The following is a 19,979-nucleotide window of genomic DNA, read 5'->3' as shown; positions in this document are numbered from 1 at the left end:
TTTTTATTTTATCGCTTTGGAAATTACCCTTTCCTGAAAAATTTCCGGTACTTGAAATACGAGAAAAATCCGAGCACGGCCACAATCGCCACCGACCAATACACGAACGAAGGCGTCACGACCTTATCGCCGCTCGCATACGAATGCAATCCGGTCAGGTAGAAATTGACCCCGAAATAGGTCATCATGATCGAATAGAACGCGATGATGCTCATCAGGTTGAAGATCCACTTGCCGCGCAAGGCCGGCACGAAACGCGCGTGGATCACAAAAGCGTAAATCATGATCGAAATGAGCGCCCAGGTTTCTTTCGGGTCCCAGCCCCAGTAGCGTCCCCAGCTTTCGTTGGCCCATTGCCCGCCGAGGAAGTTCCCGATCGTGAGCATGACCAAGCCGATCGTCAGCGCCATTTCGTTGATATAGGTAATTTCCTTGATATTGAGGTTCATCTTGACCTTGTTCTTCTCGTTGCCAAACAACATCAGGAGCAACGACACCACGCCGAGCACCATCCCGAGCGTAAACGGACCGTAACTCGCCACGATCACCGCGACGTGGATCATGAGCCAGTACGAATTGAGTACGGGTTGCAGGTTCGCAATCGAAGGATCCATCCAGTTCCAGTGCGCGATCATCAGGATCATCGAGGCCACGAAAGTCCCCGAGGCGATCGTCAGTTTGGATTTGCGCGAGAAAATGAGCGTGAACAGCATCGTCGCCCAAGCCACATAAATCATCGATTCATAGGCGTCGCTCCAAGGTGCGTGGCCCGAAATGTACCAACGCGCAACCAAACCGGCCGTATGCAACAGGAAAAAGGCACCGATCAGATAATGGAAACCATTGATGATGTAACGGATCGCTTTCTTCTCGAAAGAAAATATTGATAATCGTAAACAGCAACATCAACACACCCGAAAGCATGTACCAGTAGTACAGTTTCTTGAAAATATCATATTTATTGTACAGGATCTCCGAACTGATGCGGTCGTCGCTCGGCATGACTTTCGCGCCGTATCGGTGCTGGTATTTGCTGATGCCGTTCAGGTAAAAATCGGCTTCCTTGTAATTGCCGTTCAGGGTCGCATTGCGCGCCGCGGTAAGGTAAATCGGTAAAATCTGTTGCGTGAAAGTCGAGTCGATGCCCTTGAGTCCGGCATGGCTCAATTCGAGGTGCGACACCCATTTATTGTTCGGGTCGTTCGGGATCGGAAAAATCTTGAGGATGCTGCCGCTCAGGGCCGAATTCAATAGATTTACCTTGCGGTCGGCTTCGATGAAATCTTTCTGGAATTGGTCGGGAACCGCGGCCTTGTAGGCTTCGTCAAGGTAAGGCGACAATTTGTAGTTGCCTTTTTCGTCGAAGAATTTGATGAACGGCGCATATTTGTCTTTCGGACCGATACCGATCAGTTTACGGATGCTGTCGTTGCCCGATTTGAGGTAAATCAGCGGCACTTCGAACCAGGCTTCGCGGAATTGCGTCATCGACAGGAACACCTGATCGGAGTTCATACCGTTGTACGTATCGCTCTTGCTGACCTTGCGCAACAACTCCGATGAAAATGTATTGATCGGCTTCATCCTTCCGCCCTCGTCCTGGATGATGAGTCGCCCAAACTTGGCGGCATGCGCTTCCGAAACCTTGAATTTATCGAGCAACGAATCGATTTCTTTTCCTGAAATCGGCTTGTTCTTCGTATCGGCAGTGTGATTGTGGTTGTGGTTCGGATCATTGTGGTCGTGCTGGTGCTCCTGGGCAAAAGTCCCGAAACTCAAAAACAACAACAATACGGTCAATAATTTGGCTTTCTTCTTCTTGACGGTGTCGAGTTTGCGGCGCAAATCGGCGAAACGTGTGTGTTTGTCCCACAAAATCGCGAGCATCGCAAAGAACAAGATGAAATAACCCAAATACGTAATATTCGTTCCCCATTCGTCGTGGTTCACCGAAAGTACGGTTCCCTTTTCATCAGGGTCGAATGATGCCTGGAAAAAACGGAAGCCTTTGTGGTCGAGGACGTGGTTCATGTAAATGCGCGCGTCGAATTTCTTTTCGGGATCGAGCACGGTCACACGGCTCTCGAACGCGGAATAGCTTTTTTCGGTACCCGGATATTTGTCGGCGATGAAATCGTTGAGTTGGATCTGGAACGGCAGCATATACACCTTACTGCCAAAAAACACCGTAAAATCGAGCTTGCCGATCTTGAAATTTTGCGGTTCGCCCTGTTTGCCCTTGGAACCAACGACCGTAATTTCGCGTTCCTGTCCTTGCGTTTTGATGGTCATCGTCACCGCATCGTCATGGGTTTTGGCCTTGAAATCATTATTAGATTTGAATGCCTTTACCCCTTTGACGGCCGGTTCCGGGAATACAAACTGCGCCCCGCCCAGATTGTACAACGAGCGCATCATGAGCGGCTGGATGGAATCTTTGGTGACCATGCCCTGGAACTTGTCGGCCATGCGCATGAACTGTCCCTCGAATGGCGACTGGATCGTATACGCACCGCCAGTAGTATTGATGTTGACGGCGCCCTGGGTGAATTTATTCAAGGCAAAAAGCACGTTGTGGATGTTGGCCACTTCGCCATCTTTGAGGTAATGCTCGTGCCGTGTGCCGCCACCCGACTCGACCATTTTAAGGTACAGCGTTCCATTTTCCTTGGGCTCGACGGTTTCGGTCGCGCCCATGATGTAATTCTTGTAGTTGATTTCGAATGGGATGTCGGCGAATTCTTCCGAAATGGTAAAGTCGTTATCGGTGACCGGCGAAAACAACAATGGTTTTTCGAAGACGCGGCGTTTCATCGCCCCTTTGTAATCGCCATCGACGAATACGGTCATGTAGGTCTTGTCGGAATAGATTTGGTTGGCCGCGGCCCCTTCGCGGATGGGCATCATGCCCTCGTAGCTGATGTAGCGTGTGATAAACGCACCGGCAATGATGAAAATGAAGGCAAGGTGCAAACTCAGGGTGGCCCATTTTTCCTTTCTCCACAGTTGGTAACGCTTGATGTTCCCGAAGAAATTGATCATAAAAAACAGCATGATCGCCTCGAACCATTTGGTGTTGTAAATTAAAATTCGCGCAGTATCGGTATTGTATTCGCTTTCGATAAAAGTCCCGGCGGCCATTGCGATTGCAAATACGAGAAATAAAACGGCCATTAATCTTGTTGAAAATAAAAAGGAAGCTATTTTCTTTTCCATGAGGTTGGAATTAGGTATTTAAAAAAGTCGTACAAAAGTAAGTAAAAATGTAATCGGAGCATTTTTTGGTGGCAGTATTTAATTGTTAATTGCAGGCATTCGCGTGGGGATTTTTGGCATTGGTTGCATTTTATTTTTATCCCTTTTGCGAAAAAATGTACTTTTACCGCTGACAGATAACCCTTTATCATGCACAATATCGAACTCGATTTTATCCCGACCTTTATTTTGGGTGCCTCGGTGCTGGCGTTCATTTATCACGCCGTGCTGCTCATTTACAACCGTGACAAATTCATGATCCCTTATTTGGTCTATTTGTTTTGTACGGCGGTGTTCATGTATTCGAAATCGGGTTTGTATTCGGCTACCTTTGGGCAGATGAGCGAAAATTACATGATGTGGTATTTCCGTGAGGCAATCCAGATCATTTACCTTACCTCCTATTTCAATTTCATTATCGAGGCCATCGGGCTTTCCAAGACCAGCAACCTGTTCCTGTTTCGCTATTGGATCGTGGCCGCGGGCATCATGATTGCGTATGCGTTGTGGAGCGCGCTCTCGCATCTGTACTTCCCGATGGAGGATTATTCGATCCCGTTTATCGCGATGCGTGTCTACATTTTTGCCGTGACGGGAATCATGTTGTACCAAAGCTTCAAGCTGCGCGAGGACAAATTCCAGCTCATTATATTGTATGGCTGTTTGCTGTATTTCATTTTAGGGCTCGTGAGTTTCGTGACCAATTTCTACCATGACTCTTACGGTTCTATGATTGTGATGCCACTCGAATGGATGATGGTGGGCAGTTTCATCGACATCATCTTTTTCTCCTTTGCCGTGGGTTACCGAAATCGCAAGGAATGGGAAAAACTCAACTCGACCTTGCTCAACGAGGCCAACAAACACATCGCACTGCAACAGGTCGTGCTCGAAAAACAAGCCGAGCTTGAAAACGAACGCACGCGCATCGCCGCCGATATGCACGACGACCTGGGCAGCGGATTGACCCGGATTACCTATCTGAGCCAGATGGCGCTCAAATCGGATACCGAGAACAACTTGCAGAAAATCAAGAAAACTGCCTCGGAACTCGTGGGCAACATGAGCGAACTGATCTGGGTCATGAAAGAGGAAAACAACACACTCGAGGATTTGGCCACCTATATTAAATCGTATGCCGTGGATTATTTCGAGAACAACCAAATCAATTGCTCGATCCGGATTCCCGAAACCTTCGATGCGATTATGGTCAATGGCAACCATAGGCGCAATTTGTTTTTATCGGTCAAGGAAAGTCTGCACAATATCGTCAAGCACGCCAAAGCCGACCATGTCAAGATTGATATTGCGGTCGATGGACACCTCCAGATCGACATCCACGACAACGGCATCGGCATCGCAAAAAACCAACCCGAAGGTCCTGTCGGCGGCAACGGACTCAGGAACATGCGCAAACGCATCGAAAGCATGAACGGCGAGGTTTCTATTGAAAATCAAGACGGTACAAAAATTTATTTCCGGATCCCGCTCAGCAATTGAACCCAAAAATGAACCTTTTGTACCATTGTGTAATCGAAAAAATGCCAGTTTCTTTGCATCGAAAATTAGAACCATGATTACTATCTGCATCATCGAAGACATTTTAGACATCCGCGAAGGATTGCAGACCATCATTGAAAGTGATGAAAGGTTTGAACTGTTGGGCTGTTTTACCAACGCCGAAGACGCGATCGACCAACTGCCGGTTTTGCAACCCAATGTGGTTTTGGCCGACATCAACCTTTCGGGCAAAAAGAGCGGGATCGACTGCGTGCAGGAAATCAAGCCTTTGTTTTCGCAGATGCAGTTCATCATGTTCACCATTTACGAAGACAACGACCAGGTTTTTGAAGCACTCAAGGCCGGGGCCAGCGGTTACATCTTAAAGAATACAGCACCAGAGAAAATAATCGATTCGCTGGTCGAGCTGTACGAAGGCGGAAGCCCGATGTCGCCCAAGATTGCCCGAAAAGTATTGAGCACCTTCAATGCACCGATGCCCGATAATTCAGTCCATGAATTATTATCAAAACGCGAACAGGAAGTACTGGAACTGCTGAGCAAGGGTTTCCTTTACAAAGAAATTGCCGACAAGCTCAGCATTTCCATTAGTACCGTCAAAAGGCATCTGAACAGCATCTACACCAAGCTTCAGGTACAGAACAAGGTAGAAGCGGTCAACAAACTGTACAACAGGGAATAATTCGAGAAGAAAGACCACTTCGTTGAAAGAAGAAAGACAAAAAGAAATACCACAACCAATACAAATTTGCGAATGACAGAAAAATAAATAAATCAAAATCAATCATCAATTAATCAAAATCAACATCATGAAAAAATGGACTTTATCGCTGGCGGTAATCGCGCTCGCGCAATTTTCAACCTGGGCACAGCCTGTAGCCACTTCTGCCAACGTTACCGACTTCATCGGCGACTTCTACTTCGCCGAGGCGACCAATTTCAATCCCGGATCAGCCGGCCCCAACCAGACATGGGATTTCTCCAACCTTCAAATCACCTATGGCGGAACCGACACCCCGCAGGTGATCAGCACTACTCCCTTTGCGAGTTCCTTTCCCACAGCCAACAACTGTTACAAATTCAGCGGAATCTTTCCCCCGGATCGGTACTACTACCAAAATGTATCGGCGACCAAATACGAAATTCTCGGTTTGGCCATCACCGCAACCACCGGCGACAATTACACGCCCAATCCCAGGACTTTCGCAGTCTTTCCCTACACTTACGGTACAGTTTACACAGATACTTATAAAACAGTTTCCGAAGCCGCTGAAACAACGTTTACTGCTACTTATGACGCTTACGGTACTATCATTCTTCCTTTTGGGACGTATACGAATGTGATCCGCCAGAAAGTCGTCAAGAACGGACAGACCAATTACAATTGGTTCAACGTACAGCCGTTCTTCCCTATCTTGCAGACCGTACTCGAGCAGAACAGCCTCGGCGTATTGAAGCACCAGGCGTCTTTGAGCGTCGATGAAAAGGCTTTCGGGAAAATGTTTGCGATCTACCCGAACCCGACGCAAAGCGAAATCAACATCGAAGCCACTGAAACCATCGGGCATGCGATTGAAATCGAAATCTATGACCTGCTGGGCAAACAATTGCTGTACAGAAAAGAAAACGGGCTCGACCATGATCTGGTTCAGCTCAACATCGAATCGTTCAATACAGGAATCTACCTACTCAAAATCACCGATTCAAGCACAAAAACCACTCATATTCAGCGGGTTGTAAAAAAATAACTTTACTTTACCAAAGTTACCTCGAATGCACTGGCGGATCACCAACATCCATCGGTAGGCAAACCAGTGCATTGGAATCAATCATCCTAATCATCAAAAATCAAAATCAATGGAGAAATCAATTTTAAAATCAGCCATCCTGATGCTGGTTATCGTAGCCGCCGTAGTGGTGGGCTATGAAATCCACCTGCGCAACCGCGGGCTGGAAGTTTCCTATGACGACGGCCCGGCGCTGTGGTCCAACAAAAGAACCCAGGTGTATGGCGACAAGGAAGACCAGGTCGTCTTCATCGGATCGTCGCGCATCAAGTACGACCTCGATCTCGATACCTGGAACCAGCTTACCGGTATCGAAGCCGTCCAGTTGGCCTGCGTGGGCAGCACACCGCTCCCTATCTTAAAAGACCTGGCCAACGATCCTGAATTCAAGGGCCGACTCGTCATCGACGTGACCGAGCCGATCTTTTTCTCAAGCCTTCCCTTTTTCCTGGACCGCCCGACCAAAAACCTCAAGTATTACCACGACCATACGATTGCCCAGGACGCGAGCTTCCGGTTGCATTCGGCTTTGGAGTCGCAATTTGTATTTCTTGATGAGGAAAACTTGTCGATGAATGCGCAACTGAGCATCGTGCCGTATATCGTACCGCAATTGCAGGACCGTCCGGGCGCTTTTGGCGGACCGATCTTCCCGATTGAATTCGGGCGTACGACCTTCGACCGTCAAACCTACATGACCGATCATTTCGTCGCCGATACGGCCCAAGTGAATATGGTCAAAGGAATCTGGGCCGGACTGGCCAAAATGCCGATGCCGCCACCGATGAACGATCAGCAATTACTGGCTTTTATCCAGGACATTAAAAAGAGTACCGACAAAATCAAGGCCCGTGGCGGCGATGTGATTTTTGTACGCACCCCGTCGAGCGGCGATTTCCGCCAGATGGAATTGGCCGGATTCGCCAGGCCACGTTATTGGGACCAATTGCTCAAAGTGACGCAATGCCCGGGTATCCATTTCGAAGACGATGCGGCGACCAAGAATTTGATCTGCCCTGAGTTTTCGCACCTCAATCTGGCCGACGCCAAGACCTACACCAAAGCATTCGTGCGCATTCTTTCGCAACACGACGGCTGGGACGTACAATCTGAAAAACTCTTAACTAAAATCTAAGAATCATGGTATTCAACTCTTATACATTCATCGCGTTTTTTGCGATCATGCTTTTGATCTATAACCTTCCGATTTCGTGGAAGTCCAAAAAAATAACCTTACTCGGCGGCAGCTATTTGTTCTACGCCGCCTGGAACCCGCCTTTTATCTTGTTGTTGTGGCTGTCGACCGTCGTCGATTTCTTCGTCGGGAAAGCACTTTATACGCAAACCAATCCGTACAAGAAAAAAATGCTGCTCGTATTGAGCCTCATCGGAAACTTAGGGATGTTGTGTTTCTTCAAATACGGCACCTTCCTGCTCGATAATTTTGTCGCACTCGTCAACGCGTTTGGCGTCGATTTCCACCCCGCAGCACCCGGTATCATCCTGCCTGCCGGAATTTCGTTCTACACGTTTACGACTTTGTGCTACACTATAGACATGTACCAGAAAAGAAGCGAACCGGTGAAATCCCTACTCGATTTCTCTTTGTTCGTGACTTTCTTCCCACACCTTGTGGCCGGGCCGATCGTTCGTCCGCCGCAATTGGTACCGCAATTTGAGAACCCGCGTTCGGCTACGAGGAAGCAACTGTTGGATGGATTGTTATTGCTTTCCCTCGGTTTATTCATGAAAGTCGTCTTGGCCGATGCACTTTTATCGGAAACGGCCGACGCGGTTTTCAATTCGGCTGCCGCGATGACCTCACTCGATGCCTGGGCTGGCGTATTTGCATTCTCTGGACAGATTTTCCTTGACTTCGCGGGTTATTCGACCTGCGCGATCGGGGTGGCTTTGTGTCTCGGATTTGTGTTGCCGCAAAATTTCAACTATCCGTATGCCGCGATCGGTTTCTCGGATTTCTGGAAACGTTGGCACATCACGCTCTCGGCTTGGCTGCGCGATTACCTTTACATTCCGCTCGGCGGAAACCGCAAAGGCAAATTCCGCATGTATGTGGCCTTGATGCTCACGATGCTGCTTGGCGGATTGTGGCACGGCGCCAACTGGACGTTCGTGGCCTGGGGTGGATTACACGGTTTGTACCTGTGGGCCGAAAAGTTCATCAACGACCGTCGCAAATCTACGGCCGAGCAAAGAGAACAGGAGAACAGGCAATGGTACGGTTTCCTCTATGCGTTCTTTACGTTCATGCTCGTCAACATTACCTGGGTGTTCTTCCGTTCGGATTCGTTCGGGAAAGCCTGGATGATCCTCGAATCGATGTTTGGCATGGCTCCTGAAGGCCAAGTGATCCTGACGACGATGGCGATTGTCAAAGTGGCGATCGTAATTCCGGCCATCCTTATTTTCCACTGGGTGATGCGCAACCGCAAGGTCATCGACGAAGCCTACAAAATGAAATGGTGGTCGCTTGGATTGACCTGGTCTTTCCTGATCCTGATGCTCATTTGGGCGCAGGAAAGCGGCGATGCCTTTATCTATTTCCAATTTTAAGCGTTTAAGTTTTTTTAGTTGATAATCCTGGGTACGGTCGGCTTTTGGGTCGTGCCCAGTTTATTTCAACCGGGAATTTAAAATTTGATTGAATCAAAAATTTTGATTTGAATCAAGAGGAATAACCCATACAGCATATAATTTTGCCCTGTCAAGATTCATCAGCTTGACGGGTTTCAATCATCAATAATCAAAAAAACGAACAAATGAAGAACATCTATCTGACTGTGGGCGCTGTGCTCGCGTCGCTGATCGCTTATGCGCAGCCCGTAATCAATCCATCCAATGTAACCGACAACCTCGTCTGTGAGGCATTGACCGCCACAGCCGACAACTTCTCTCCCGGAACCGCAGGAGCCGATAAAGTCTGGGATTTTTCCGGACTCGTGCTCACCCCGGCCGGAACCAACAACATCATTCCGCCCGACAACACCTTGTTTGCGGCATTTTTCCCCAGTGCGACCGTATGCATGGCCTATACCGGCACAACCGATGCATACCTGTACTACAAACACGACAGCCACAAAATGGAACTGATCGGTGAAGGATTTTCATGGCTCGGCACCATCAATTACAGTGGCAATCCAAAGACTTACATCGAGTTTCCTTATTATTACAACCGCATCACCAACGATTCGTACCGCGGCAATTTCGACGATGCGGCCACGGTCTTCACTTCGGTCTATGACGCTTACGGCAAATTGATCCTGCCATTCGGGACGTACGACAATGTGATCCGCCAGAAAATTACCGAGAACGGCCAGACCGATTACATCTGGTTCAACGTCGATCCGTTTTTCCCGATCATCCAAACCGCATTGGCCAACAACACGATGGGCATCATGAAAAATGCCGGGGCGCTTTCGGCCAGTTCATTCGAAAAGAGTCTCTTTTCTATTTCTCCCAACCCAACCCATGGCGAATTTGCAGTAAACTTGCCGCAATTTCCAGGAGCAAAAATCGATGTGTACGATGCCAACGGCAAATGGGTGGCGACACACAAAGTGACCGAACAATCCACAAAGATTGACATCGACGATTGCAGTTCTGGAGTTTACCTGGTCAAGGTGACCACCAAGGATGGCCAAAGCAGCACACAGAAAATCGTCAAAAAATAAAGGTTTAGTTTAAATTGGTTTGAATGTCCGCCGTGCTTCTTGGCTCGGCGGACATTTCTTTTTTGGCCCATCTAAGTTTGGCGAATTCTTCGTAATTTTAAGCTCCAAAAACACCAAACCATGTCAAATATTCAATTGATTATAGAAGAACGCCCCAGCATCGTGGGCAATTTCATGGTCGGACGGCTGCTGCCTTTCCGCGAAAAACGTACCGTCGGGCCTTTTGCCTTTATCGACCATATGGGGCCGCACAAATTATCCGACCACGAGAATTTTGATGTGCCACCGCATCCACACATCGGTTTGTCTACATTGACGTACTTGTTCGAAGGCAGCATCATGCACCGCGACAGTCTGGGCAGCGAGGTCGAAATCAAGCCCGGCGAGGTCAACTGGATGACCTCGGGAAATGGCATCGTGCATTCGGAGCGCACGCCCGAATATTTGCGCCATTCGGAAAAATCGCTGCACGGTTTGCAGATCTGGGTCGCCTTGCCCAAACACCTCGAGCAGATGGAACCCAATTTTCACCATGCCTCCGATCACGAAATCCCGCATTGGCAGCAGGACGGTGTTTCTTTTAAATTGATTGCAGGGGAAGCTTTTGGAAAAAAATCGCCGGTGCCGGTGTACAGCCCGCTTTATTTCATCGAAATCAAATCTTTCGAGAAAAAAACCATCAGCATCGGCCACGAATTGTTTGGCGAGAGTGCGCTGTACATCCTTGAAGGCAGCATTGAAAGCAACGGAAATGTATACGAACCCAAGCACATCCTGGTGGCCACCGATGCCAAATTGTGCGAATTCACGATGCAAGCCAATACCTCGGTCTACATCTTCGGCGGTGAGGCATTTCCCGAAGAACGGTTTATCTTCTGGAATTTCGTAGCTTCGAACCACGAACTGATTGAAGACGCCAAAAGACGCTGGATCGAACAGACCTTCCCCAAAATCGACGGGGAAACCGAATTCGTTCCATTGCCTGAACCCAATCCGCTAAAACCGAAACAATGAGCAAAGCCACCGCCTCCACGACCCGAAAGAAATACCAAACGACGATCAACTCCCGCCACCACTCGATCATCGCCGACGAACCGACCGAAGTGGGCGGCACCGATTTGGGATTCAAACCCGGCGAACTGCTCGCCGCTTCCTTGGCCTCTTGTACCGGGATCACGCTGCGCATGTACGCCGACCGCAAAAAATGGGAACTTGAAGAAGCCATGATCGATGTCACCATAGACAGCAATACCGTTGACGGCGATTCGAAAATCTATATGAACATCCGGCTTTTTGGCAACCTTGATGAGCAGCAGCGCACGCGTCTGCTTGAGATTGCACACAAATGTCCGGTCCATAAAATGCTCGAAAACCCGATCCACATCCAAACCAATTTGAAAGATTAAGCTTTAGCCAAACCGTTTGCTGAAAACAATTGGCTTTTGATAGATGCCAATCTGCTTTCTGTTGCAGCATGCAAACCGATTTTGATTTTCTTTTAATTTAGATCGTCAAATGGGCTTGCTATGCTTCGGAAATTTCATCTATTGCTGCTTTATTTTTTCGGCGCGGCCACTTTTGCGCAAACCGCCAACGGAATCGTATGGGATGAAAACAACCAACCCATTGCAGGCGCGCTGGTTTACCTGGACGGCACTTCATTGTGGACCACTACAGATGAAACGGGACATTTCGAACTCCGCATTGCCCATAAAATCAATGCGGCACTCGTCATCAGTTACATCGGTTATGCGACTTTAACGGTCAAAAATCCGTTTCAGCAAAATTTTCTCGAGATTTATCTGAATCCGAAGCAAACGCAACTCGAGGAAATCACGGTCGTCAGAAAAAAAGAACGCTTCAAAAGAGCCGAAAAACTCGCGGTTTTCAGGGAACAGTTCCTTGGAAAAACCACCGCGGGAAAATCCTGCACTATTTTAAACGAAGCCGACATTGTGTTTTCGTACGATTTAAAAATGCGGCGACTGATGGTTTCCTGCGACGTTCCGTTGCGCATTTACAACCGCTTTCTGGGATACGAAATCGAATACAACATTCAGGAATGCTACATCGAATTCAGCCGCAGAACCGTACAACCCGAAGCCGTAAATTCGTGGTTGTTCCTCGGCACCGCCTTTTACAAAGACCTTACGACGATGGGCAAAACCTACAAGCCGCAACGCAAAATGAGCTATGAAGGGTCGATGATGCAGTTTTTCCGGAATTTGAGTACGCAGCAACTCGAAGCCTCCGGTTTCCGCTTGCTCAAGCACAATTGGCGTTGCAATCCCGACGATTATTTTTCCGTTAAACGGCATTCTGGAAATTATTTCATTTCGTTGGCGAGTAAAAATTACAGCACCGATGCTGCCGAATTTGAGCAAACTTTCACCTTGGAATTCCCCGGCAAGTCCGATTCATTTGTGACTTTCACGACGCGGACATTTGTGGTCGACGTTTTTGGAAACAACAGTTCATACGAAAAGATTATTTTTTCGGGGGCGATCAGTGAAAACCGCATCGGCGATTTGCTTCCGCTCGACTACAAAGAATAGCAAGGTCTCCCAAAATTTCCCAATTTTTAGTACTTTAGCCACATGATTCAAATTGTGGTTATCGGTTCCGGAAATGTGGCGCACCACCTGATTTCGGCTTTTTTGCAGAGTACCGAAATAGAACTCGTTCAGGTTTTTGCACGTGACCGAAATGCCCTGCGGCAGTTTTCGGGTTCGTTCGCGATCACCAACAATTTGAATGAATTGGCCCAAGCCGATTTGTACCTGATTGCCGTTTCCGACGACGCCATCGGCCCGGTCTCGATGCAAATCCAGAAAGAAAATGGCCTGGTCGCGCATACTTCGGGCGGCGTTTCGATCGATGGCTTGGCTTCGCACCACCGGCGCGGCGTGTTTTATCCGTTGCAGACCTTTTCGAAAAACAAGACGGTTGATTTCCGCTCGATTCCCATTTGCCTTGAAGCGACAACACCTGGGGATTACCAGTTGCTTGAAAAAGTGGCGCGCAGCATTTCGGATTCGGTTCATGCAATCGATTCGAACCAACGCAAAGCCCTGCACGTATCGGCGGTTTTTGCCAACAATTTCACGAACCACCTGTACAAGATTGCGGGCGACATTTGCGCCGAAAACCAGATTCCGTTCGACATTTTGAAACCGCTGATCCAGGAAACCGCCCAGAAAATCCTGACGCTGTCCCCCGCCGAGGCACAAACCGGTCCGGCCAGACGACATGATGCAACAACGATCCAGCGGCACCTCGACTTTTTAACCGACAACCCAAAGAAAATATACCAACTCCTAACCCAATCGATTCAAAATGACCAAAAGTTATAAGGAAATCATGAACGACATCACGACGTTCATTTTTGACGTGGACGGCGTGCTGACCGACAGTTCCGTCCATGTGACACCGACCGGCGAAATGCTGCGCATCATGAACATCCGCGACGGTTTCGCGATGAAGGCTGCCGTAGAAAGCGGTTACCACGTGTGCATCATTTCGGGCGGCAGCAATGAAGGCGTCCGCATCCGGCTGCGCAACCTCGGGATTACCGACATCCATCTGGCCGCGCCAAATAAGGTGGATACATTCAGGGAATACATCGAATTGTACAACATCAACCCCGAACAGGTGTTGTATATGGGAGACGACATCCCGGACTACCATGTCATGAAATTGGTTGGACTGCCGACCTGTCCGCAAGACGCAAGCCCCGAAATCAAAGGCATCTGCAAATACATTTCACACAAGAACGGCGGCCGTGGTGCGGTGCGCGATGCCATCGAACAGGTCATGAAATTGCAGGGCAAATGGATGGAAAACTTCGACGGCAAACACGATTAGAATTAGATAATGAGAAAATTAGATAATTTTCTCGCATTTTCTAATTGACTAATTGACTAATTATCTAATTGAAATGAAATACCTCAAACTTATCCGTTTACCCAATTTATTGATGCTCGCGCTGATGCTGCTCATCATTCGTTATGGATTGCTCAAAATGCAGGGCGTTCAGCTTGCATTGGCCGACTGGCAATATGTTTTGCTGGTTCTTTCGGTAATGCTCATTGCCGCTGCGGGTTATGTAATCAATGATATTTTCGACCAGCAGACCGACAGTGAGAACAAACCCCATAAGACGATCATCGGGACGCACATTTCTGAAGAAAAAGCCTATTATTTCTATGCCGGGCTCAACGTGACTGGCGTTGCGATTGGTTTTTACCTGTCGAATGTGATCCAACGCCCTGGGTTTGCGGCGATTTTCATCCTGATTGCCGCCACGCTGTATTTTTATGCGACCAGCCTCAAGCAGATGGTGATCGTCGGAAATGTGGTCGTCGCATTATTGCTGGCCGCGAGCGTTTTAATCGTCATCGTTTTTGACATTTTTCCGGCGACTTACGAAGGCAACCAGCAATTGATGACCAACGTTTCTTCGGTGATTCTCGATTATGCGATTTTTGCCTTCATCATCAACCTGATTCGCGAAATGGTCAAGGATCTCGAAGATGTGAACGGTGATTACAACCAAGGCATGAACACGCTGCCGATTGCTTTGGGCGTCAGCCGTACCGTCAAAATTGTTTTTGCACTGAGTTTTGTCCCGGTGCTGATTTTACTCGATTACATCAACCGTTATTATTTTGCGAACAACTTGTATTTGTCGGTAATTTACGCCTTTGTCTTTGTCGTGGCGCCGCTGATTTATGTGACGGTCAAGATGTGGTCGGCCAAAAATCAGAAGGATTTCAGTCATTTGAGCCTGGTACTGAAATTGGTCATTTTCTTTGGTGTCCTTTCGATTGCCGTTGTTTCCTATAACATCAACCACCATGCTTAAAACACCATATAAAATCATCTTGGCCTCGGGTTCGCCGCGCCGTCAGCAGTTTTTCAAAGACTTGGATCTTGATTTTGAAATCCGTTTGAAGGAAATCGAGGAAGTCTATCCGCCGACGCTCCAAGCAGAAGCCATTACGGATTTTCTTGCCGAACTCAAAGCCGATGCATTCAAGGACGAACTCGGCGACAAGGAATTGCTCATCACCAGCGATACCATCGTGTGGCACAACGGCAAGGCACTGGGCAAACCCAAGGATTATGAAGACGCGGTGGCGATGCTGCAATCGATGGCGGGCTCGACGCATGAAGTCATTACGTCGGTTTGTTTCCGGACGAACCAAAAATCGGAAACCATCCATGAGGTGACCAAAGTGACTTTTACCCATTTTTCGGAAGATGCCATCCGGTATTATCTCGACAAATACCGACCGTTTGACAAGGCCGGCGCCTATGGCATCCAGGATTGGATCGGGCTGAGCGGGATTTCAAAAATTGAAGGTTCTTATACCAATGTGGTTGGATTGCCGACGCACAAGGTATATGAATTTCTAAGTAAACTGTAATAATAATGATTACGAAAGAATTTTATATCGAGATATTATCGACCATCATCCTATTGATGGTTGTTATTTTCCTGCGGTATTTCTCGGCACGCATCATCAAGCATTATGCGAAGACAAGCGAAATTCTCGAACACCGCACGAACCTGGTCATCCGCTACAACAATATTTTCCTGACCATTTTGTTCCTGATGGCGATTTTTATCATCTGGGGCGTACAGACCGATGATATTTTCCTGACGATTTCTTCGGTAGTTACTGTAATTGGCGTGGCGTTCTTTGCGCAATGGTCGATTTTGAGCAACATCACTTCGGGGATTATTCTGTTGCTGTCCTTTCCGTTCAAGATTGGCGACATCATCCGCATCCATGACAAGGATTTCCCGATTGAAGCCGAGATCGAGGACATCCGCGCATTCCACACCCTACTCAAGACCAAGGACGGCGAACGAATTTCGTATCCGAACAACCTCATGCTTCAAAAAGGGATTTCTATTGTAAATAATCACTACGAGGATAAGGAATTCACAGATTAAGTATTACCTTTGTCGGCCGATTCTGAATAAAATTTAATTCGGACCGTTGGTGATTATTCAATTTACTGTAATACTATTCTTTCTTTATATGTTATTTTACGCATTTCGTCGATGTTTTTTACACTTTATCGATAGTTTTTCAGATTTTCTCGCTACTTTTACTCCAGAATTTTTAATGAAAGAAAGCGTCTAATATTTTGAAAGCCAAACCGCAACAGTTTGACCCTCAAATAAAAACATGAAATGATGAAAAATTTGAAAAACATCCTACTACTACTTTTTGTTTGCACGCTGCCCAATATTGCCGATGCACAAGCCCCACAAAAGAAGAACATCAACGGTCAACTGATCGATCCCGAAACCAACTGCATTTTGCGTTACTACTACTTCCCGAACCTTGAAGCTTATTACGACACGCAAAAAAACCTTTATTACTATACCGAAGCAGGCAAATGGATTACCGCCGAAGAAATTCCGGCCGGTTACAGGGGCTATTCTTTGTACAATAAGGTCAATGTCATCATCACTGATTTCGACGACGACGATCCGACGCAATTCCTGTACAAACACAAGAAGAAATACCCGTACATCACCAAGGGAAACGTTAAAAAGATGACGGCTTCGATCGAATAGCACAATCTTAAAAAGAGTTAAAGTTTTCTTATCTCGGTTTTCGAGGCACAGTAATTGGAAAGTCGGCTTTACTAACTGTCAAATCGACTAAATCTAAAGCTATGAAAACTTTCAAATTAGCCACAGCCCTTTTGTTTATTGCCTTTTCTGCAATGCAAGCCCAAGCGCAAATCTCTGCTGGCGCAGGTGTTAGCGTAAACATACCACTACCGGTTCCAGTCATTCATGCACCAGCGCCACGAGTGGTTTATGTAGAACCGCGACCGGTATATGTAGAAAGACCTGTCTACGTCGAAAGACCAGCACGAGTGGTCTACGTAAAAGAAAAACGCCACCACAAACACGGCAAATGGCATAAAAAGCATGGTTGCGGACGCAGACACCATCATTAAGACATACAAATCCAAAATGGAGCAAAGTTTCACCGCTTTGCTCTTTTTTTTGCTGTTAAAGAATATTTAAAAATCAATCGCGGGTTGCCTACTTTACTATATTTGACTACCGAATAAACGACACCATGCTTAAACCTTTACATTTCCTTCTTCCCGCATTATTACTCGGCCAAGCAGTCTTGGCACAGCAGCCAACCAAACCCAATTCGGCAGAGATTTACAACCAGATCCAAAAACTCAATTTCCTCGGATCGGTATTGTACATCGCCGCACATCCCGACGACGAAAACACAAGGCTCATTTCATACATGGCCAACGAAAAGAAAGCGCGAACCGGTTATTTGTCGCTTACCCGTGGTGATGGCGGACAAAACCTGATCGGTCCCGAATTGCGCGAACAACTCGGTGCGATCCGTACGCAGGAATTGCTCGAGGCACGAAAGATTGACGGCGGCGAACAGTTTTTCTCGCGTGCGAACGATTTCGGTTATTCCAAAAACCCCGACGAAACCTTGAAAATCTGGAACAAGGACGAAGTCTTGGGCGACATGGTCTACATCATCCGCAAATTCCAACCCGATGTCATCATCAACCGTTTCGATGCGCGCTCGCCCGGAACGACACACGGCCACCACACCGCTTCGGCCATGCTCAGCGTGGAGGCTTTCGACAAAACCAACGATACAAAAACCTATCCCAACCAATTGAATCTGGTTCAAGTATGGCAACCCAAACGTTTGTTTTTCAACACCTCTTGGTGGTTTTACGGCAGCAAGGAAAAGTTTGAAAAAGCCGACAAATCGAAATTGTACAATGTGCCGACAGGCGTTTATTATGCATCCATCGGAAAATCCAACCAAGAAATTGCCGCGCTGAGCAGAAGCCGCCATCAATCACAAGGCTTTGGAAACACAGGTGTTCGCGGTGAAGATTCTGAATTTCTTGAGTTGCTCAAAGGCGAGGACACCAAAGACCACACGAATCTTTTCGAAGGCATCGACACTTCGTGGAACCGCGTCAAGGGCGGGAAAGCAATCGGTGAATTATTGGCCAGGGTGGAAAAAAATTACGATTTCAAAAACCCTTCAGCGAGCATTCCCGATCTGGTCAAGGCATACGGCATGATTCAGGCATTGGACGAAAACCATTGGAAACCGATCAAGTCGGAAGAAATCAAGAAAATTATCGCAGCCTGTTCCGGTTTGTATCTCGAAGCGGTCGCGAATTCCCAGGAAACGACGCCCGGAAATACCGTCAAACTCAAACTTGAAGCGATCAACAGAAGTGCCATTCCGATGCAACTCGTTGGTGTAAAAACACTTCCTGAATCGACCAGCAACATTGCCCCTACCGAACTCAAAAACAACACCCTCAACAGTTTCGACCTCGAATTGAAATTACCCGAAAATTCCAGCTACACCCAGCCGTATTGGCTCGAGCAGCCCGGAACCGTCGGAATGTATACGGTAAACGATCCCAAAAAGATAGGCATCCCGGACATCATCCGCAACCAAAAAGTCATTTTTGATATTGCCATCAACGGCGTGACTTTTCCGTTCGAGCGCACGATCATTTACAAATTCAACGACGATGTCAAAGGCGAAGTCTACCGTCCATTTGACATTGTTCCCGACGTTTCCACTTCGATTGTCGATAAGGTGACCATTTTCAACGGCTCCAAGACCAAAACCGTCGGCGTCAAAGTCAAGGCCGGAAAAGACAACGTCAAGGGCAGCCTCCAACTGGAATTGCCGCAAAACTGGAAAGTCACCCCTGCTTCGATCCCATTCGACATGACACGCAAGGGCGAAGAACGCACCGTGTATTTCGAGGTCACCGCGCCCAAGCAATCCGAAGAAATCAGCGCCAAAAGCATCGCCATTGTTGACGGCAGACGATTCGACAAGGAACAGGTCAACATCCAATACGAACACATTGCCAAACAACAGATCTTCAAACCGGCCGAGGCGCGTTTCCTGAACCTCGACATCAAGACCGGAAAGGAAAAAATCGCCTACATCATGGGCGCCGGCGATGAAGTACCCAACAGCCTCAAACAAATGGGTTTCGAGGTGTCGGTCATCAAAGCCGAAGACATTACGAAGGAAAAACTCAAAAACTTCAATGTCGTAATGACAGGAATCCGCGCCTACAATACGATTGCGACACTGGCATTCAAGCAACAGTTGTTGTTCGATTTTGTCAACGAAGGCCACACGATGATCGTGCAATACAACACGCTCGACGATTTTGTCACCAAAGACATTGCGCCGTTCCCGTTCAAGATTTCGCGTGACCGCGTGACCGAGGAAGATGCCGAGGTTAAATTCCTCGAACCGAACCACCCAGTCTTGAATACGCCGAACAAGATCACCGCCAAGGATTTCGAAGGATGGAAACAGGAACAAGGCTTGTATTATCCGAGCGAATGGGACAAGGCATTCACTCCTATTTTGTCCGCACACGACAAAGGCGAATCGGATAAAAAAGGCGCACTGCTCGTTGCCAAATACGGCAAAGGGCATTACATTTATACCGGATTGAGCTTCTTCCGCGAATTACCCGAAGGCGTTTCCGGTGCGTTCCGATTGATGGCCAACCTGATTGCAATCCAACCTGAAAAATAAAATCTATGGGGACCAACCGAACCAACGTCTGGAAAAAAAGCTACACCTGGGTGCTCATTGCCAACGCGATCTACATCATGCTCTTTTGTCTAATCATGGTAATGTATTCT

17 protein-coding genes and 1 pseudogene are annotated in these 19,979 nt (G+C 47.6%); 17 read left to right on the top strand and 1 reads right to left on the bottom strand.

From position 1 onward, the window contains the following. Positions 1 to 23 precede the first annotated feature (23 nt). Positions 24 to 3,216: pseudogene (gene ccsA / locus QM717_RS15570) on the bottom strand (cytochrome c biogenesis protein CcsA). A 189-nt stretch (positions 3,217 to 3,405) separates the two neighbouring features. Between ccsA and QM717_RS15565 the strand changes: the two are divergent. The 17 genes from QM717_RS15565 (at position 3,406) to QM717_RS15485 (ending at position 19,869) form a co-directional block, all read left to right on the top strand. Then, on the top strand, positions 3,406 to 4,755 hold the full coding sequence (locus tag QM717_RS15565) for an ATP-binding protein (protein WP_415038809.1): 1,350 nt from the start codon (positions 3,406 to 3,408) through the stop codon (positions 4,753 to 4,755). A 73-nt stretch (positions 4,756 to 4,828) separates the two neighbouring features. After that, positions 4,829 to 5,458, top strand: coding sequence for a response regulator (locus QM717_RS15560; RefSeq protein WP_415038807.1), 630 nt, complete (start codon positions 4,829 to 4,831; stop codon positions 5,456 to 5,458). A 127-nt stretch (positions 5,459 to 5,585) separates the two neighbouring features. Then, a complete protein-coding gene (locus QM717_RS15555; RefSeq protein WP_415038805.1) occupies positions 5,586 to 6,524 on the top strand; it encodes a T9SS type A sorting domain-containing protein in 939 nt (312 codons plus the stop codon). A gap of 109 nt (positions 6,525 to 6,633) precedes the next feature. Further along, positions 6,634 to 7,698, top strand: a complete 1,065-nt coding sequence (locus QM717_RS15550) for a hypothetical protein (protein ID WP_415038803.1) — start codon at positions 6,634 to 6,636, stop codon at positions 7,696 to 7,698. 5 nt (positions 7,699 to 7,703) lie between these two features. After that, complete coding sequence (locus tag QM717_RS15545; RefSeq protein ID WP_415038801.1) at positions 7,704 to 9,137, top strand: MBOAT family O-acyltransferase; 1,434 nt, start codon at positions 7,704 to 7,706, stop codon at positions 9,135 to 9,137. A gap of 206 nt (positions 9,138 to 9,343) precedes the next feature. Beyond that, the gene (locus QM717_RS15540; RefSeq protein WP_415038799.1) at positions 9,344 to 10,255 is read left to right on the top strand and encodes a T9SS type A sorting domain-containing protein; all 912 of its coding nucleotides are present in this window, start codon (positions 9,344 to 9,346) and stop codon (positions 10,253 to 10,255) included. Positions 10,256 to 10,375: 120 nt separating this feature from the next. Continuing rightward, positions 10,376 to 11,269: a pirin family protein gene (locus tag QM717_RS15535; RefSeq protein WP_415038797.1), complete on the top strand. Its 894-nt coding sequence runs from the start codon at positions 10,376 to 10,378 to the stop codon at positions 11,267 to 11,269. Beyond that, positions 11,266 to 11,661 carry an OsmC family protein gene (locus QM717_RS15530; protein ID WP_415038795.1) on the top strand — a complete coding sequence of 132 codons (396 nt, stop codon included), beginning with the start codon at positions 11,266 to 11,268 and terminating at the stop codon, positions 11,659 to 11,661. The genes QM717_RS15535 and QM717_RS15530 overlap by 4 nt, the downstream gene beginning before the upstream one ends. 120 nt (positions 11,662 to 11,781) lie before the next feature. Next, entirely contained in the window at positions 11,782 to 12,810 is a 1,029-nt protein-coding gene (locus QM717_RS15525) for a carboxypeptidase-like regulatory domain-containing protein (protein ID WP_415038793.1), read from the top strand. 42 nt (positions 12,811 to 12,852) lie between these two features. Continuing rightward, a complete protein-coding gene (locus QM717_RS15520; protein WP_415038791.1) occupies positions 12,853 to 13,608 on the top strand; it encodes a Rossmann-like and DUF2520 domain-containing protein in 756 nt (251 codons plus the stop codon). Next, positions 13,592 to 14,119 (top strand): KdsC family phosphatase, encoded by a 528-nt coding sequence (locus QM717_RS15515; protein WP_415038789.1) that lies wholly within the window; start codon positions 13,592 to 13,594, stop codon positions 14,117 to 14,119. Before QM717_RS15520 ends, QM717_RS15515 begins: the two co-directional genes overlap by 17 nt. A gap of 73 nt (positions 14,120 to 14,192) precedes the next feature. Next, positions 14,193 to 15,119 (top strand): geranylgeranylglycerol-phosphate geranylgeranyltransferase, encoded by a 927-nt coding sequence (locus QM717_RS15510; RefSeq protein WP_415038788.1) that lies wholly within the window; start codon positions 14,193 to 14,195, stop codon positions 15,117 to 15,119. Continuing rightward, the gene (locus QM717_RS15505) at positions 15,112 to 15,684 is read left to right on the top strand and encodes a Maf-like protein (protein WP_415038786.1); all 573 of its coding nucleotides are present in this window, start codon (positions 15,112 to 15,114) and stop codon (positions 15,682 to 15,684) included. Before QM717_RS15510 ends, QM717_RS15505 begins: the two co-directional genes overlap by 8 nt. A 2-nt stretch (positions 15,685 to 15,686) precedes the next feature. Beyond that, complete coding sequence (locus QM717_RS15500) at positions 15,687 to 16,217, top strand: mechanosensitive ion channel domain-containing protein (protein WP_415040147.1); 531 nt, start codon at positions 15,687 to 15,689, stop codon at positions 16,215 to 16,217. Between the two features lie 246 nt (positions 16,218 to 16,463). Then, positions 16,464 to 16,850, top strand: coding sequence for a hypothetical protein (locus QM717_RS15495; RefSeq protein ID WP_415038785.1), 387 nt, complete (start codon positions 16,464 to 16,466; stop codon positions 16,848 to 16,850). 101 nt (positions 16,851 to 16,951) lie between these two features. Continuing rightward, positions 16,952 to 17,242 carry a hypothetical protein gene (locus QM717_RS15490; protein ID WP_415038783.1) on the top strand — a complete coding sequence of 97 codons (291 nt, stop codon included), beginning with the start codon at positions 16,952 to 16,954 and terminating at the stop codon, positions 17,240 to 17,242. A gap of 125 nt (positions 17,243 to 17,367) precedes the next feature. Next, on the top strand, positions 17,368 to 19,869 hold the full coding sequence (locus tag QM717_RS15485; protein ID WP_415038781.1) for a PIG-L family deacetylase: 2,502 nt from the start codon (positions 17,368 to 17,370) through the stop codon (positions 19,867 to 19,869). The last annotated feature ends 110 nt before the right edge of the window (positions 19,870 to 19,979 follow it).

It is taken from the genome of Flavobacterium sp., from assembly GCF_047602195.1.
Lineage (GTDB): Bacteria > Bacteroidota > Bacteroidia > Flavobacteriales > Flavobacteriaceae > Flavobacterium.
Note: the sequence above shows the minus strand (reverse complement) of the source record. Positions and strands in the feature narration are given on the sequence as shown.

Excerpts from the sequence above, each read along its gene's own strand:
- QM717_RS15565 (WP_415038809.1), top strand. The coding sequence starts at position 3,406 with ATGCACAATATCGAACTCGATTTTATCCCGACCTTTATTTTGGGTGCC.
- QM717_RS15560 (WP_415038807.1), top strand. The coding sequence starts at position 4,829 with ATGATTACTATCTGCATCATCGAAGACATTTTAGACATCCGCGAAGGA.
- QM717_RS15555 (WP_415038805.1), top strand. The coding sequence starts at position 5,586 with ATGAAAAAATGGACTTTATCGCTGGCGGTAATCGCGCTCGCGCAATTT.
- QM717_RS15550 (WP_415038803.1), top strand. The coding sequence starts at position 6,634 with ATGGAGAAATCAATTTTAAAATCAGCCATCCTGATGCTGGTTATCGTA.
- QM717_RS15545 (WP_415038801.1), top strand. The coding sequence starts at position 7,704 with ATGGTATTCAACTCTTATACATTCATCGCGTTTTTTGCGATCATGCTT.
- QM717_RS15540 (WP_415038799.1), top strand. The coding sequence starts at position 9,344 with ATGAAGAACATCTATCTGACTGTGGGCGCTGTGCTCGCGTCGCTGATC.
- QM717_RS15535 (WP_415038797.1), top strand. The coding sequence starts at position 10,376 with ATGTCAAATATTCAATTGATTATAGAAGAACGCCCCAGCATCGTGGGC.
- QM717_RS15530 (WP_415038795.1), top strand. The coding sequence starts at position 11,266 with ATGAGCAAAGCCACCGCCTCCACGACCCGAAAGAAATACCAAACGACG.
- QM717_RS15525 (WP_415038793.1), top strand. The coding sequence starts at position 11,782 with ATGCTTCGGAAATTTCATCTATTGCTGCTTTATTTTTTCGGCGCGGCC.
- QM717_RS15520 (WP_415038791.1), top strand. The coding sequence starts at position 12,853 with ATGATTCAAATTGTGGTTATCGGTTCCGGAAATGTGGCGCACCACCTG.
- QM717_RS15515 (WP_415038789.1), top strand. The coding sequence starts at position 13,592 with ATGACCAAAAGTTATAAGGAAATCATGAACGACATCACGACGTTCATT.
- QM717_RS15510 (WP_415038788.1), top strand. The coding sequence starts at position 14,193 with ATGAAATACCTCAAACTTATCCGTTTACCCAATTTATTGATGCTCGCG.
- QM717_RS15505 (WP_415038786.1), top strand. The coding sequence starts at position 15,112 with ATGCTTAAAACACCATATAAAATCATCTTGGCCTCGGGTTCGCCGCGC.
- QM717_RS15495 (WP_415038785.1), top strand. The coding sequence starts at position 16,464 with ATGAAAAATTTGAAAAACATCCTACTACTACTTTTTGTTTGCACGCTG.
- QM717_RS15490 (WP_415038783.1), top strand. The coding sequence starts at position 16,952 with ATGAAAACTTTCAAATTAGCCACAGCCCTTTTGTTTATTGCCTTTTCT.
- QM717_RS15485 (WP_415038781.1), top strand. The coding sequence starts at position 17,368 with ATGCTTAAACCTTTACATTTCCTTCTTCCCGCATTATTACTCGGCCAA.